This is a genomic window from Mycobacterium sp. ST-F2, assembly GCF_001905655.1.
In the GTDB taxonomy this organism is placed as follows: domain Bacteria; phylum Actinomycetota; class Actinomycetes; order Mycobacteriales; family Mycobacteriaceae; genus Mycobacterium.
The window spans coordinates 1-15106 of the sequence record NZ_JMHT01000080.1; the positions used below are offsets into that span (position 1 = coordinate 1).

General features: G+C 69.2%; 15 protein-coding genes. 7 read left to right on the plus strand and 8 right to left on the minus strand.

Annotation, left to right across the window (positions count from 1 at the left end):
* From ftsL to EB75_RS25790, 4 genes are all read right to left on the minus strand, one after another.
* The coding region (gene ftsL, locus EB75_RS25775; protein ID WP_502689401.1) for a cell division protein FtsL at positions 1-776 on the minus strand (776 nt) is incomplete at its 3' end.
* Positions 776-1897: a 16S rRNA (cytosine(1402)-N(4))-methyltransferase RsmH gene (gene rsmH / locus EB75_RS25780; protein WP_286150329.1), complete on the minus strand. Its 1122-nt coding sequence runs from the start codon at positions 1895-1897 to the stop codon at positions 776-778. The genes ftsL and rsmH, both read right to left, overlap by 1 nt.
* A 1-nt stretch (position 1898) precedes the next feature.
* On the minus strand, positions 1899-2333 hold the full coding sequence (gene mraZ, locus EB75_RS25785) for a division/cell wall cluster transcriptional repressor MraZ (protein WP_073698086.1): 435 nt from the start codon (positions 2331-2333) through the stop codon (positions 1899-1901).
* A gap of 375 nt (positions 2334-2708) precedes the next feature.
* The gene (locus EB75_RS25790; protein ID WP_073698087.1) at positions 2709-3101 is read right to left on the minus strand and encodes an SCO2097 family morphological protein; all 393 of its coding nucleotides are present in this window, start codon (positions 3099-3101) and stop codon (positions 2709-2711) included.
* 209 nt (positions 3102-3310) lie between these two features.
* Between EB75_RS25790 and EB75_RS25795 the strand changes: the two genes are divergently transcribed.
* The 4 genes from EB75_RS25795 (at position 3311) to EB75_RS25810 (ending at position 7221) form a co-directional block, all read left to right on the plus strand.
* Positions 3311-3889, plus strand: coding sequence for a GNAT family N-acetyltransferase (locus EB75_RS25795; protein ID WP_073698088.1), 579 nt, complete (start codon positions 3311-3313; stop codon positions 3887-3889).
* A gap of 68 nt (positions 3890-3957) precedes the next feature.
* Positions 3958-4584 (plus strand): LppM family (lipo)protein, encoded by a 627-nt coding sequence (locus EB75_RS25800; protein ID WP_174557730.1) that lies wholly within the window; start codon positions 3958-3960, stop codon positions 4582-4584.
* A 91-nt stretch (positions 4585-4675) separates the two neighbouring features.
* On the plus strand, positions 4676-5734 hold the full coding sequence (idsA2, locus tag EB75_RS25805; RefSeq protein WP_073698090.1) for a bifunctional (2E,6E)-farnesyl/geranyl diphosphate synthase: 1059 nt from the start codon (positions 4676-4678) through the stop codon (positions 5732-5734).
* Complete coding sequence (locus EB75_RS25810) at positions 5731-7221, plus strand: alpha-(1->6)-mannopyranosyltransferase A (RefSeq protein WP_073698091.1); 1491 nt, start codon at positions 5731-5733, stop codon at positions 7219-7221. The genes idsA2 and EB75_RS25810 overlap by 4 nt, the downstream gene beginning before the upstream one ends.
* Here EB75_RS25810 and EB75_RS25815 read toward each other — a convergent pair.
* Entirely contained in the window at positions 7208-7612 is a 405-nt protein-coding gene (locus tag EB75_RS25815) for an Rv2175c family DNA-binding protein (RefSeq protein ID WP_073698092.1), read from the minus strand. The genes EB75_RS25810 and EB75_RS25815 overlap by 14 nt on opposite strands.
* Between EB75_RS25815 and EB75_RS25820 the strand changes: the two genes are divergently transcribed.
* Complete coding sequence (locus EB75_RS25820) at positions 7602-8843, plus strand: protein kinase domain-containing protein (protein ID WP_073698093.1); 1242 nt, start codon at positions 7602-7604, stop codon at positions 8841-8843. The two genes, EB75_RS25815 and EB75_RS25820, sit on opposite strands and share 11 nt — an antisense overlap.
* Here the strand turns inward: EB75_RS25820 and EB75_RS25825 are convergent.
* Positions 8840-10225, minus strand: a complete 1386-nt coding sequence (locus EB75_RS25825) for a class II 3-deoxy-7-phosphoheptulonate synthase (RefSeq protein ID WP_020103604.1) — start codon at positions 10223-10225, stop codon at positions 8840-8842. The two genes, EB75_RS25820 and EB75_RS25825, sit on opposite strands and share 4 nt — an antisense overlap.
* Positions 10226-10325: 100 nt before the next feature.
* On the opposite strand from EB75_RS25825, the gene EB75_RS25830 reads away from it, so the two are divergent.
* Positions 10326-11039 (plus strand): zf-HC2 domain-containing protein, encoded by a 714-nt coding sequence (locus EB75_RS25830; RefSeq protein WP_073698094.1) that lies wholly within the window; start codon positions 10326-10328, stop codon positions 11037-11039.
* Here EB75_RS25830 and EB75_RS25835 read toward each other — a convergent pair.
* Both EB75_RS25835 and EB75_RS25840 read right to left on the minus strand, forming a co-directional pair.
* Complete coding sequence (locus EB75_RS25835) at positions 11036-11704, minus strand: DUF5134 domain-containing protein (protein WP_286150322.1); 669 nt, start codon at positions 11702-11704, stop codon at positions 11036-11038. The genes EB75_RS25830 and EB75_RS25835 overlap by 4 nt on opposite strands.
* Positions 11677-13071, minus strand: a complete 1395-nt coding sequence (locus EB75_RS25840) for a PepSY-associated TM helix domain-containing protein (protein WP_083612569.1) — start codon at positions 13069-13071, stop codon at positions 11677-11679. Before EB75_RS25840 ends, EB75_RS25835 begins: the two co-directional genes overlap by 28 nt.
* 114 nt (positions 13072-13185) lie before the next feature.
* Here EB75_RS25840 and EB75_RS25845 point away from each other — a divergent pair, with 114 nt between their 5' ends.
* The gene (locus EB75_RS25845) at positions 13186-15105 is read left to right on the plus strand and encodes a cytochrome c oxidase assembly protein (RefSeq protein ID WP_073698095.1); all 1920 of its coding nucleotides are present in this window, start codon (positions 13186-13188) and stop codon (positions 15103-15105) included.
* Position 15106 lies beyond the last annotated feature (1 nt).

Here is a 15106-nt window from a genome sequence, read left to right on the forward strand (position 1 = left end):
GGGGCCGGACGCGGCGCGGCGGCCGGGGCGGGCGGAGCCACCTCGGGCAGCGGCGTGTTCAGCGGTGGCGGCGGCACGCCCTGCGCCGGCTTCGGACTGCCGACCAGCAGCCAGTTGCCGGTCGGGTCCTGCACCAGGTGCGCGGTGTCGCGCGACGGGATCATGCCGAGGTTGCGGGCCGCGTCGGCAAGCGCCGGTGCGGCCTGGGCCACCAGCACGTCACGCTCGAGGGCCTCTTTCTGTTGCTGCAGAGCCTGATTGATCTCCTTGGCCCGGCCCAACTCGTAGGACCGCTCGGCCGCGGAGGTCGAAAGCCACAGCGTGACACCAAGACCCATACCCAGCGCGCCGATGATCAGCACGACGAACGGCACACGCGCGATCAGGTGCCGCGGGTCCAGGTCCATCTCCGCGATACGGATCAGCAGCCGCTCCCGCAGTGGCGTGCGAATGACCTTGGGTGCCTTGGCCTTACGCGCCTTGGCCCGAGCCTTGGCCTGGGACGCGCTCTTGGGGCGCGACGGCGCAGCAGTCGGCCGGGCGAACGGTGTGGTCTGCGGACCGGCACCGGTGGGCTTGGACCGCTGCGGCCGGACGTCGCGCTTGCCACGCTTGACGCGGGTTTCGCCCTTGTTACCGGACTTGTTGTCGCGCTTGACATCCCGCTTGTTCACGGGGTCCTGCCGCACGGCGGTGCGCCGGCGCGGATCCGGATCGCCGGACCGGGTTCCCCGTCGTGCGCTGCCGCCGCGTACCGGTGCTGGCCGCTTTGCCATCACAGACCTCCCCTTGTGGCAACTTTTTCCAGTGCGCGCAGGCGAACCGACGCGCTACGCGGATTCAATTCGAGTTCGTGTTCGTCGGCCCGCTCGGCACCCCGGGTCAGCGAGGTGAAGAGCGGCTCGTAGCCGGGCAGCTCCATCGGCAGCCCCTCCGGGGTGCGCGATGCGATGGCATCGGTGAAGTACCCCTTGACAATTCGGTCTTCCAGCGACTGATAGGCCTCGACCGCGATGCGGCCGCCGGGACGCAGCGCGTTCAGCGCGGCCGGTATCGCGGCGCGCAGGCAGTCCAGCTCGCCGTTGACCTCGGTGCGCAGCGCCTGGAACGTCCGCTTGGCCGGGTGCCCCCCGGTGCGACGGGCCGGTGCCGGGATCACCGCGTACAGCAGCTCGACCAGCTCGGTCGTCGTCGTGAACGGGCGGCGGGCGCGCTCCCGGACGATGGCTCCCGCGATACGGGAGGCGAATTTCTCCTCGCCGTATTCGCGCAGCACGCGGGTCAGCGCCCGGGCGTCGTAGGTGTTGAGGATGTCCGCCGCCGTCAGCCCGGAGCTCTGGTCCATCCGCATGTCCAGCGGCGCGTCCTGGGCGTAGGCGAAACCGCGCTCGGCCTGGTCGAGCTGCATCGAGGACACCCCGAGGTCGAACAGGATGCCATCCAGTTCGCCTGGGCGGTAACCGGATTGGGCGAGTGCGTCGTCAATGCCGTCGTACGGGGTGTGCACCAGGTGCACCCGGTCACCGAACGGCGCGAGCCGCTCCCCCGCCAGCCGCAGCGCGGTCTGGTCGCGGTCCAGGCCGATGAGCGTCAGACCGGGAAAGCGGGACAGGAAGGCTTCGGAGTGGCCACCGGCACCCAATGTCGCGTCGATCATGACGGCGCCGGTACCGTCGGCGCCGCGCCGGGTGAGTGCCGGAGCCAGCAGCTCGACGCAGCGGTCCAGCAGCACCGGAATGTGCGGCCGGCGATCGGTCAACGCAACACCCCCATAAGGCTTCAGCTGGTGGATTTGTGCGGCCCCCGCAGCGAGGTCTCTGTCCGAGTTCGCGAACCTGACGTTGGGGAAGTACGCCAGGGCCGGTTCGGGCAGAGGCCACGCTGCACGGGCCTGCAGGTCAAAGGGTGCTGCCGAGCGCTTCATCGCTTGCCGCGGAGAAGTTCTCTTCGTGAGTTTCTTGGTAGGTCTGCCAGGCCGCGGCATCCCAGATTTCGAGGTAGTCCACCGCACCGATCACGACGCATTCCTTGGTCAGACTCGCGTAGCGGCGGTGGTCGGCGGACAACGTGATGCGGCCCTGAGCGTCGGGGTGCTGCTCGTCGGCGCCCGCAGCGAAAACGCGCAGGTCGGCACGAGCGGCGGGATCGTTCCGGGGGGTGCTCGCCACGCGGCGGGCGATCTCTTCCTCGAACTCGGCCCGGGGATACACGGCGAGGCTGTGATCTGGACTTTTGGCGACCATCAACCCTCCTGCCAGTGCATCACGGAACTTGGCGGGCAGCGTGAGCCGCCCCTTGTCGTCGAGCTTCGGCGTGTAGGTACCCAGGAACATCAGGCACCTCCCACCACTCCGGAGTCCGGTCTCTCCGACGTCCGCCACATTACCCCACAATCCCCCACTTCTCTCCATTCAAAGTCTAAAAATGGCCTTATCTGCCCCACCGGGCGCAGCAATCACGGGAAGTAGGTGGTGGAGCACGGCATCAAAGCGCCTGGATGCACGCGGAAACCACAGGTGAATGGCCGTGCGGAAGTGTGGTGGGGCGTTGTGGGGAACCGCGGAGCGCAGCCCCTGGAAAATCGCGGCGCACGCCGCCGCCGGCAAATTTCGCTACGGGCCCGGCGTGTCGGGCGTCACACCGCCACAGGACGGCCCAAAAAAATCAGGGGCAGCCGAATCGGCTACCCCTGTGTCACGCGTCAGCGATCACTCATCGAACCGGCGACGGAACCGGTCTTCCATGCGGTTGGTGAACGAGTTGCCGGCGCGAGCGCGCTTGGACTTGCCGGACGACGGCGTCGACTTCTCCTTGGACAGCACCCGGGGCCCAGTCACCGCGAACACCGCACCGGCAAACATCACCACGAAACCGATGACGCTCAGGATCGGGAGCTGGTTGATCCACAGGATCCGAAAGGCCACACCCAGCACCAGCAACGCCAGGCCGAGGACAAACAGCCCCGCACCTTGCAGCCGCCGCCGCGCTGACGGCGCGTGCAGCGTGCCGCCCCGGACGCTCGAAGCGAACTTCGGGTCCTCGGCGTACAGCGCACTCTCGATCTGGTCGAGCATGCGCTGCTCATGATCGGAGAGTGGCATCCGCGCCTCCCAACTCACACCGCTGCCCGCAGCGGCTCCTGACGTCTGCACCCGTGGTCACGGATCCCTAACTGTCATGATACGAGGTCACACAGACACGTACCACATACTTCAGACTCCCGAATTGTAAGACTGGTACGTCGGCCGGGCGACAGCGCCTGTTCAGCAACCCGAAACCGACATCCCAGCTGCACCGAAAGGCACACACCGTGGCGACACTCCTGACCGATCTGTCGCCGGCCGACATGCAGCAGCGACTCGACGAGGCGCTGTCCGTCTACGTCGAGGCCATGCGTTATCCGCGGGGCACCGAACGCCAGCGCGCATCGATGTGGCTGGAGCACACCCGACGCGAGGGTTGGACGGGCGTCGCGGCGTTCGACGTTCCCGACGGCGGCTCCGTCGAGTCGGCACCGATGCTCGGCATCGCCTACGGGTACCGAGGCGCCCCCGACCAGTGGTGGCACCAGCAGGTCTCGACGGGCCTGCGGCACGTCGGTACGCCCAGCGAACGCATCGAGCAATTGATGAGCGGGTATTTCGAGCTCACCGAGCTGCACATCCACCCGCGGGCACAGGGTCACGGACTCGGCGAGGCGCTGGCACGGCGGCTGCTCGCCGGCTGCCGGGAATCCCACGTCCTGCTGTCCACTCCGGAAAGCGCCGGCGAAGGCAACCGGGCCTGGCGGCTGTACCGCCGGCTGGATTTCCATGACGTCATGCGCAGCTACTTCTTCCCCGGCGATCCACGGCCGTTCGCCATCCTCGGCCGTTCGCTACCGTTGTGACTGCCCCGGTCTGGCACGATAACGGCGTGAACCGCCGCCGCCACCTGCGTGCCTTGCTGCTGTTTCTGATGCTGCTCCCCCTGGCGGTCGGCTGCGTCCGCGTCCACACCTCGCTCACCGTCTCGCCCGACGACCGGGTGTCCGGCCAGATCGTCGCCTCCGCCAAGGCCAAGGACGCGGACGACAAGGGCCCGCAGCTGACCAACAACCTGCCGTTCGCGCAGAAGGTGGTGGTCTCGGACTACCGCAAGGACGACTACGTCGGGTCCGAGGCCGTGTTCTCGGACCTGAGCTTCTCCGAGGTGCCCCAGCTGGCCAACCTGAGCCGCGACTCGGCCGGCGCCGACATCTCGCTGCGCCGCGCCGGTGACCTGGTGATCCTCGAAGGCCGCGTCGACCTGACCACGGTGGCCGACCCGGATTCCGACGTCACGTTGTCGGTGGCGTTCCCCGGCGACGTCACGTCGACCAACGGCGAGCGGGTCGCCAGCGACATCGTCCAGTGGAAGCTCAAGCCCGGCGTGGTGAGCACCATGAAGGCCCAGGCCCGCTACACCGACCCGAGCGCACGGTCGTTCACCACGGCCGCGATCTGGATGGCCGTCCTGGCCTTCGCGGTGGCCGGCGTCATCGGCGGCCTCGCCTACTGGAGCCGGGACCGCTCCCCGAAGTTCGCCGCAGTGTCCGACGAGTGACCCGTCACCCTCTAATCTGGATGCACAATTCCGGGGTCAGGAGAGGGGACGCGCGCTGAGCGTCGATGCCGCAGGTCCGTCGGCTGGCGAGCTGGCGAATGCCATCACAGATCAACTGCGCGACTATCTCGCCGAGCGCCGGCGGGACAGCGCCTACATCGGCGACGCCTATGCCGATGTGACGGGGGCACTCGAAGAATTCGTGTTGCGCGGCGGCAAGCGGGTCCGTCCGGCGTTCGCCTATTGGGGCTGGCGCGCGGTGGCACCCGACCCCGGCCACCCGGCCGACCCGGCCGTGCTGCGCCTGTTCGCCGCGCTGGAACTGCTGCAGGCCTGTGCCCTGGTCCACGACGACGTCATCGACTGTTCAGCGACCCGGCGCGGCCTGCCGACAGTGCACCGGCTGTTCGCCGAGCGGCACCGCCGGCAGGGCTGGCGGGGCTCGTCCGAGCAGTTCGGACTGTCCGCGGCCATCCTGCTCGGCGACCTGGCGCTGTCCTGGGCCGACGACGTCGTCTCGAACGCCGACCTGCCGGTGGACGCCCGGCGGCGCGTCAACGAGGAGTGGGCCCACATCCGCACCGAGGTGCTCGGCGGGCAGTACCTCGACATCGTCGCCGAATCCAGCGGCGCCGACACCGTCGCGTCGGCCATGAACGTGAACCTGTACAAGACCGCGTCGTACACCGTCACCCGGCCGTTGCAGCTGGGCGCCGCGGCCGCCGCCGACCGGCCCGACGTGCAGAAGATCTTCCACGCCGTCGGCACCGATCTCGGCATCGCGTTCCAGTTGCGTGACGACGTCCTCGGGGTGTTCGGTGATCCGGCGGTCACCGGCAAGCCCTCGGGTGACGACCTGCGCTCCGGCAAGCGCACCGTGCTGCTGGCCGAGGCCGTCGAACTGGCCGAGAACTCCGACCCGACGGCGGCGGCTCTGCTGCGCGGCTCCATCGGCACCGACCTGACCGACGGTCAGGTCGCCGAACTCTGCGGCGTCATCGAGTCCGTGGGCGCGTTGGCCGCCGTCGAACAGCGCATCGCGCTGCTCACCCAGCGCGGACTGGACGCGCTCGCCGCGGCCCCCATCGACGAAGGGGCCAAGAGCGGACTCACCGAACTCGCCCGCCGGGCGTCGAACCGGTCCGCATGAGCGGGTACACCCGGCTCACCGCCTTCGGACGCTCCGACGAGGGCCGTCCCGCACTACTGGGGTTCACCGGCGCCATTCTGATCGCCCTCGGTGGGCTGGGCGCCGGGAGCACCCGGCAGCACGATCCCCTGCTGGAGTCGATGCACCTGTCGTGGTTCCGGTTCGGCCACGGGCTGGTGCTGTCGTCGATTCTGCTGTGGACCGGCGTGGCCCTGATGCTGATCGCCTGGCTCGCGCTGGGCCGACGCGTCGTGGACCGCTCCGCGACCGAGTACACGATGATCGCGACGACCGGTTTCTGGCTCGCGCCGCTGCTGCTGAGCGTGCCGGTGTTCAGCCGCGACACCTACTCCTACCTGGCCCAGGGCGCGCTGCTGCGCGACGGGCTGGACCCCTATCTCGTCGGGCCGGTCGACAACCCGAACTCGTTGCTGGACAACGTGAGTCCGATCTGGACCACCACCACCGCGCCCTACGGACCGGCGTTCATCCTGGTGGCCAAGTTCGTGACCATGATCGTCGGCGACCACGTGGTGCAGGGCACCATGCTGTTGCGGTTGTGCATGCTGCCCGGCCTGGTCATGCTGATCTGGGCGGCGCCCCGCGTCGCCCGCCACGTCGGCGCCAACAGCGCTGCCGCCCTGTGGATCTGCGTCCTCAACCCGCTGGTGATCATCCATCTCATGGGCGGCGTCCACAACGAGATGCTGATGGTGGGGCTGATGATGGCCGCCATCGCGCTCACCTTCGAACGGCATCCCATCGCCGGCGTCAGCCTGATCGCCCTCGCAGTCGCGGTGAAAGCCACCGCGGGACTGGCACTTCCGTTCATGGTGTGGGTCTGGATGCGCCAGTTGCGCGAACGACACCCGTGGGGTCAGGTCCGCGCCTGGCTGGTGGCCACCGCGGCCTCGGGAGCGATCTTCACGGTGGTGTTCGCCGTGGTGACGGTCGCAGCGGGCGTCGGCCTCGGCTGGCTGACGGCACTGGCGGGTTCGGTGAAGATCGTCAACTGGCTGACCATCCCGACGGCCGTGGCCAACCTGATCCACGCCATCGGCGGGCTCGTCACCACCGTCAGCTTCTACGCGGTGCTGGACGTCACCCGGATCATCGGCATCGCGATCATCGCGATCTCACTTCCGTTGCTGTGGTGGCGGTTCCGCCACACCGACCGCGAAGCACTGGTCGGCATCGCGCTGGTGATGGCCGTCGTCGTCCTGTTCGTGCCCGCCGCCCTGCCCTGGTACTACACCTGGCCGCTGGCGATCGTCTCCGCGCTGGCGCAGAGCCGGCCGGCCATCGCCGCGATCGCCGGGTTCTCGACCTGGATCATGGTGATCTTCAAACCCGACGGATCACACGGCATGTACTCCTGGCTGCACGTGATCCTGGCAACGGGATGCGCTGTGGCAGCGTGGTATTCGCTGGCGCACGCACCCGAGCCGGCCGCCCCGGAACCGGCACCCGAAGCTAGTACGCCATAGCCTGAGCGCGGCGCAGCACTTCCCTGGCCTGGTGCGAATGCAGCGCGTCGACCGGGCGTGCGTTGACGGTGCGCTCGGTGCTGCCGTCACGGGTCAGCGTCAGCGACTCGTCGGCCGTGAACAGCCAACGCACGATGTCGGTTTCGTGGTAGCCGCCGTCGCGCAACACGACCAGCAGGCCCGGCAGCTGCTTGATCACATGCCCCTTGGCGTCGAAGAAGATCTTCGGCACCACGATGGCGCCGTTCCGGCGCACCCCGAGCAGGTGCCCGTCCCGCAACTGCTGATGCACCTTGGTCACCGGAATACCCAGCATGGATGCCACTGCGGGAAGGTCGTAAACCGCTTCATCGGGATCGATAACGTCCTCGGCGGCCGGAATGCTGCTCACGCAGGAGATTCTAGGGCCGTACGATTGCCGGGTGCAGCCATCCCGCCAACCTGACCCACTGATCGGTGTGGTGCTGGACGGGCGATACCGCGTGGATGCACCGATAGCCAGTGGCGGCATGTCGACGGTGTACCGCGGTCTGGACACCCGGTTGGACCGCCTGGTGGCGCTCAAGGTGATGGATTCCCGGTACTCCGGAGACCAGCAGTTCCTGACCCGGTTCCAGCGCGAGGCGCGCGCCGCCGCGGGCCTGAAAAGCCCTGGCCTGGTGGCGGTTTACGACCAGGGATTCGACGGCCGACACCCGTTCCTCGTCATGGAGCTGGTGGAGGGCGGGACGCTGCGGGAGTTGCTGCGCGAGCGCGGCCCGATGCCGCCACATGCGGTGGCAGCCGTGCTGGCCCCGATGCTCGACGGCCTGGCCGTGGCCCACCACGCCGGGCTGGTGCACCGCGACATCAAACCCGAGAACGTCCTGATCTCCGACAGCGGCGAGGTCAAGATCGCCGACTTCGGATTGGTGCGGGCGGTTGCCGAAGCGAAGATCACGTCGACGAGCGTGATCCTCGGCACCGCGGCGTACCTCTCCCCCGAGCAGGTCAGCACCGGCGACGCCGACCCGCGCAGCGACGTCTACTCCGTCGGCATCCTGGCCTACGAGTTGTTGACCGGTGCCACGCCATTCACCGGCGACAACCCGCTCAGCGTGGCGTACCAGAGGCTGGACCAGGACGTACCGCCGCCGAGCGCGGCAATCGCCGGTGTGCCAAAGCAATTCGACGACCTGGTGGCGTGCGCGACAGCCCGTGCGGCGGATGACCGCTACCTCGATGCCGGCGACATGGCAGCCGAGCTGGCCGCCATCGTCGCCGATCTGGGCCTGCCCAACTTCCGGGTGCCGGCGCCGACCAACTCGGCACAGCACACCGCGGCAGCTGCCCAGCGTGGCCGGGCGGAACGCACCACGGTCGCGACGGGCCGGGCCCCAGTCCCCAAGCCGGCGCCCCAACACACCCTGCAATTCACGATGGACCCCACGATGGATCCGGCGCTGCTCGAATCACCCACTGTGGCAAAGCAATTCGCCGGGATCGACCTCGACGATTTCGCCTGGGCCCGGCAACGCTCGCGGCGCGCCGTGCTGTTCTGGTTCATCGCGATCCTGACCCTGACGGCGCTGACCGCCGCCGGGGCCTGGACCCTCGGCACCAACCTCGACGGGCTGTTCTAGTCGCGCAGCATCTCCGCGACGAGGAACGCCAACTCCAGGCTCTGCTGGGTGTTCAGGCGCGGGTCGCAGGCCGTCTCGTAGCGGCCGGCCAGATCGTCGTCGGAGATATCCTGCGCGCCACCAAGACATTCGGTGACGTTCTCGCCGGTGATCTCGACGTGGATGCCGCCCGGGTGCGTGCCCAGCGCGCGGTGCACCTCGAAGAAGCCCTGCACCTCGTCGACGATGCGGTCGAAGTGGCGGGTCTTGTAGCCCGTCGAGCTCTCGTGGGTGTTGCCGTGCATGGGGTCGCACTGCCAGATGACCTGGTGGCCGGAGGCCTCCACCTTCTGGATGATGCCCGGCAGCACGTCGCGCACCTTGCCGTTGCCCATTCGGCTGACCAGCGTGAGCCGACCCGGAATGTTGTGCGGGTCAAGGCGTTCCACGTACTCGACGGCCATCTCGGGCGTCGTCGTCGGGCCGATCTTGATGCCGATGGGGTTGGCGATGGTCTCGACGAACGCGATGTGCGCGTGGTCGAGCTGACGGGTGCGCTCGCCGATCCAGACGTAGTGCGCCGACAGGTCGTACAGGCGCGGTTCGTCGAACTCGGTGGACAGCCGCAGCATCGCGCGCTCGTAGTCGAGCACCAGGGCCTCGTGGCTGGCGTAGATCTCGGCGGTCTGCAGGTTGCGGTCATTGACGCCGCAGGCCGTCATGAAGTTCAGGCCACGGTCGATCTCGGCCGCCAACGCCTCGTACCGGGCACCCGCCGGCGAGGTCCGGACGAACTCGCGGTTCCACTCGTGCACCTGCTGCAGCGACGCCAGACCCGACGACGTCAGCGCCCGCACCAGGTTCATCGCGGCGCTCGCGTTGGCGTAGGCGCGCACCAGGCGCGACGCATCGTGCACGCGCACGGCGGGGTCCGGGTCGAAACCGTTGACCATGTCACCGCGGTAGGACGTCAGGCCCAGCGAGTCGGTGTCCGACGAGCGCGGCTTGGCGTACTGCCCCGCGATACGGGCCACCTTGACCACCGGCATGCTGGCGCCGTAGGTCAGCACGACGGCCATCTGCAGCAGCGTCCGGATGTTGGCCCGGATGTGCGGCTCGGTGTTGTCGACGAAGGTCTCGGCGCAGTCGCCGCCCTGCAGCAGGAAGGCCTTGCCCTGCGCCACGTCGGCCAGCTGGAGCTTGAGCTTCTCGATCTCGGACGGCACGGTGATGGGCGGCACGCTCTCGAGCACCTTGCGCATCGCAGCAGCCTGGTCCGCAGGCCAGCTGGGCTGCTGCGCGGCCGGGCGGGACAGCGCGTCGGCAAGGCGGGTGCGCAGGTCCTCGGGCAGCGGGGGCAGCTCGGGCAGCTGGTCGATGGGTACGTCGACGGTCCAGTTCACGTGTCTATGGTACCGGCGCCGACCAGCGGGTATTTACCCGCCAATGCCGGATTCGGGACCACCGGGAGAAAACCCGGCCTCGTGCGCGACTATTGACGATGTGGAGTGCGAGATTGCTCGGGAGGCGCTGTCCGCGCGCATGGACGGCGAGCGCGAACCCGTACCCGCACGCCGCGTCGACGAGCACCTGGCGTCCTGCCCCGACTGCCGGCAGTGGCAGGCCGAGTTGGACAGCCAGATGCAGCTGCTGCGCGGGCTGATCGCCTCCGACCGCACCCGGATGACCGCGGTGACCGACACCGTGTCCCAGCCCGCGCTGCCCGACACTCGCGCCAGAATCGACTGGGCGCGCGTCGCCCTCGCGGCGGTGGGCGCCATCCAGATCGTGCTGGCCGTGCTGCAGGCCGCGGGCGTCAGCGTCGGAGTGCATGCCGGGCACGCGATGGGCGGGCACGTGATCAACGAGTCGACGGCCTGGTCCGTCGCGCTCGGCGTCGCCATGCTGGTCGCGGCCGCACGCCCGGCCGCGGCCCTGGGCCTGGCCGTGGTCGGCGGGGTGTTCACCCTGGTGCTGGCGGGCTACGTCGTGGTCGACGGCCTGACCGGCGCGGTGGGCGCGGTCCGCATGTTGAGCCATCTGCCTGCACTGGCCGGCGTGGTGCTGACCGTGCTGGTGTGGCGTCGCCACACCCTGGAACCACCGCGGCCGGACCGCGACGCGGCGCCCACACTCGACGACATCACGCTGCCGGACAACGCCTCCCGCGGCCGCCGCCGGGGCCACCTGTGGCCCACCGATGGCAACGCCGCCTAGATCATCACGCCGAACATGATCGCCATGCCGGCCGCCGCCATGGCCTGGCAGGCCACGGCGAACCACACCCGAACCGGTGCGTCCGGACGCTGCCGGCGCACCGTGAAGTAGCGGATGGCCCACCACAGCGCGGCGACCCCGAACGCCGCGGTGAGCGCCCAGTTGACGGCACCGACCCACTCGGACGGCTGGCCGCAGCCAGCGATCGCGCCGGACTGCGGTGCCGGCCCGGACATGTGCATGCCATGCATGGAGTGCACTGACTCCGGGATATCGGCGGCGGTCCCGGCGCACTGACCGGGCAGCACCCCGCCGTCCATCACGGCGTACATCCATGCCATGGCCAGCATCATCACGGCGTGATAGCCGTCGGCGACGCGGTGGCCGGCGCGCGTCAGCAGGAGCACGGCGAACCAGCCGGTCGCCAACAGGAAGAACACCATCGGCGGGCGGTTCGGCACGCTCATTCCTGCCGGCCAGGCCATGACCAGCATCGCCACGGCCATCAGCAGATGCAGCACGCGGCTGACCTGGTCGGCCCGGCTGCGGTCCTCGCGGACCGTGATGGCGTAGACGCATTGCGCGGCGCTGAGGAGGAACAGTCCGGTCACGAGCAACCGGAGCCAGATATCGGCGATCACCGCGCCGCCTTCCGCCGCTGCCACCAGCCCAGCGCCACATCGACCGCCGCGAACAGCGCCAGCGTCAGCCCGAACAGTGGCGCGAAATAGCCGAAGCCGGCAAGCGCCGCCACGAGCAGCACCGCCTCGTAGGGCCGCAGAGCCGCGAGCGCGCCGCGGCGCTGACCGCTGGGCAGGGCGAATCCGTCGCCGCGCGTCGGCCGCCGGCGCCACCACATGCGGTAGCCCAGCAGGATGCCGACGATCATCGCGAGGGCGACCCCGATCAGCGCCACCTGGTTGACGAGGCCGAACAGGATGCCCATGTGCAGGTCGATGACCCAGTCGGTCATCTTGGCCATCAACGGCCACTCGGCGAAGTCCAGCCGCGACGTCACCGTGCCCGAACCGGGGTCGACGACGATGGCGTCGTACTGCGTCGGCCAGTCGCGTTTGCGTTCGGCGACCTGCCAGCCCTGACCCGTCCTCGCCGGCGGGTACATCCACATCGGGGTGCGCAGGTGCGCGTCGTGCGCTGTCTGCAACACAGTGTCGGCGCCGCGCAGTGCGGTGGCCTCATCCAGCGTCGCCCCCACGGTCTGGCCCGGGAGTGCGGTGTCGACCGACGGGCTGGTCCAGCTCAGCTGCGTCCGCAGCTGCGCGACGTTCTCGCCGGCGAAGCGGGACCACGTCATCCCCGACACCGCCAGCAGCGCCACCGCCGCGAGGATCCACACCCCGAGCGTGCCGTGCCACGACAGCAGCCGGCGCCGCCCGGACGCCCGCACCTCCGGGACGACCAGCCGCCGTGGCTGTCCCCTGGTGTGCCCGATCCACAGCAGCAGGCCGACGCCGGCGATCACCCACGACCAGCTGGCCGCCAGCTCGCTGTAGTTGCGGCCGAAGGCCCCGAGGTGCAGGTTGCGGTGCAGTTCGTCGAACCAGGCCCGCACCGGCAGCCACTGCCCGTAGGTGGTCAGGGCGCCGCGCACCGCGCCGGTGTACGGGTCGACGAACACGGTGCGCGCGTAGTCGGCGGGGACGTCAACTTTGGTGGGGTCGACCGCGAGCGTCACCTGCGTCGTCTCGTCCGGCGCCGCGGGCGGCCGGATGCTGGCGACGGTGCCTTCGGGATGCGCCGCGCGGACCGCGGCGAGCTGGGACGCCAGCGGCAGCTGCCGTTCGCCGACGTGGTCGACGGTGAGTTCGTGGCGGTACACCGCGGAATCGATCTGCGGGATCACCGCGTACAGCAGGCCGGTGACAGCGGCGATGAGGATGAACGGCGCGACGAACAGGCCGGCGTAGAAGTGCAGCCGCAGCAATGCCGGGCGAAAGCGCTTCCACGCCGATGGGTCGGATGGGTCTGCCGGGGCAGAGACGCCCGATTCGGGCAGCTGGGTCTGGCTCACAATTGATATTGGTCGGCCCGCGGCGCCAGGAGTTCCTGCGCCCGGAAAATTTCTACGACGCCTGGTCGTAGACTGGGTTCTGATCAGTTCTTCAGGTGGAAGGCCGGTATTTCGATGGGCAGGTTCACACTGCCGCTTCTGGGTTATCTGGCCGCGGTAGCCGCTCTGGTCATCTATGCGCTGGTCTCCGGCGACCAGCGCTTCGTCGCCACGGGCGACAGCTACCCCGGCACGCTCACCTCGTTGGCCGAACCGGTCGGGTACTTCACGGCCACCCTCGCCGCTGCCATCTGTCTCGGCGGCCTGGTCTACGTCGTCACCACGGCCCGCCCCGACCCGAGCGGCGTCATCGACCCGCCGGCCTTCCGCATCCACCTTGTGCTGGAACGGGTTTCGCTGGTCTGGCTGGTCGCCTCGGCACTCATGGTGGTGGTGCAGGCGGCCACCGATGCCGGCCTCCCGGCGCTGCGCCTGGTGGAGAGCGGCCGGCTGAGCGAGGCCATCGGCGCCTCCGAGATGTCCCGCGGCTGGATCGCCGCCACGCTGTGCGCCTGGGTCGTGGCGCTGACGCTGCGGTTCAGCGTGCGCTGGGTCGCCATGGTCGTGCTGCTGGTGCCCAGCCTGATCGGCGTACTGGCCCTGCCGGTCACCGGCAACGCGAGCGAAGGTCCCGACCACGACTACACCACCAGCGCGGTGATCGTGTTCGCCGTGGCGCTGGCGGTTCTGGCCGGCACCAAGATCGCCGCCGTCATCAGCCCACCGGCCGCCGACCTCTACCGCCGCGTGTTGATCATCCAGGTTGCCTGCGGGACCGCGGCCCTGATCTACGGCGTACTGCTGCTGGCCGAACAGCTCGGCCCCACCGGGCTGACGGGCAGCGACTACGGGCGGTGGGCGGTCGTCGCCGCGATAGCGCTGGCCGCGTCGTGGATCACCGATGCCGCCGCGCTGCGCCGCGCCAGGCCGTCGCTGCTGGCCACCTGCCTGCCCGCGATCACCGCGCTGGCCGCGGTGTCCGCCATGGCGGTGCAGACGGCGCCGCGCCTGCTGCACCACCAGTACACGACGTGGGACGTGTTCCTCGGCTACGAACTGCCCGACCCGCCGAATGTCGTTCGGCTGCTGACGGTCTGGCGGTTCGACTCGTTCATCGGCATCGGCGCGATCGTGCTCGCGGGCGCGTACGTGTTTGCGTACGTGAAGCTGCGGCGCCGCGGCGACGAGTGGCCCGCCGGCCGGTTGATCTCATGGCTGGTCGGCTGCGCCGCACTGCTTTTCACCAGCAGTTCGGGCGTCCGCGCCTACGGCTCGGCGATGTTCAGCGTGCACATGGGTGAGCACATGACCCTCAACATGTTCGTCCCGGTGCTGCTGGTGCTGGGCGGTCCGGTGACCCTGGCCCTACGTGCCCTGCCGCCTGCCGGTGAGGGCGCCCCGCCCGGACCCCGCGAATGGATTCTGTGGCTCGTGCACTCGAAAGTGACGGCGGCCCTGTCGAATCCGATCGTGGCCTTCGTGCTGTTCGTGGCGTCGCTGTACGCGGTGTACTTCACCCCGATCTTCAACACCCTGGTCCGCTACCACTGGGGCCACGAGCTGATGACCGTGCACTTCCTGCTGGTCGGCTACCTCTTCTACTGGGGCATCATCGGCATCGATCCGGGCCCCAAACGCCTGCCGTTCCTGGGCCGGCTCGGATTGTTGTTCGCGGTCATGCCTTTTCACGCGTTCTTCGGTATCGCGACCATGACCATGACCGACACCATCGGCGGCTCGTTCTACCGCTTCGTCGGCCTGCCGTGGCTGTCCAGCATCGGCGCCGACCAGCACCTCGGCGGCGCCATCGCCTGGGGCTCGAGCGAACTGCCGGTGATCCTGGTGGTCATCGCGCTGGTGGCCCAGTGGGCGCGGCAGGATCGCCGTGCCGCCTCCCGCGCCGACCGGCACGCCGACGCGGACTACGCCGACGACGACCTGGACGCCTACAACGCGATGCTGCGCGAACTGGCCCGCCAGCGCGGGCAGCAGTAAT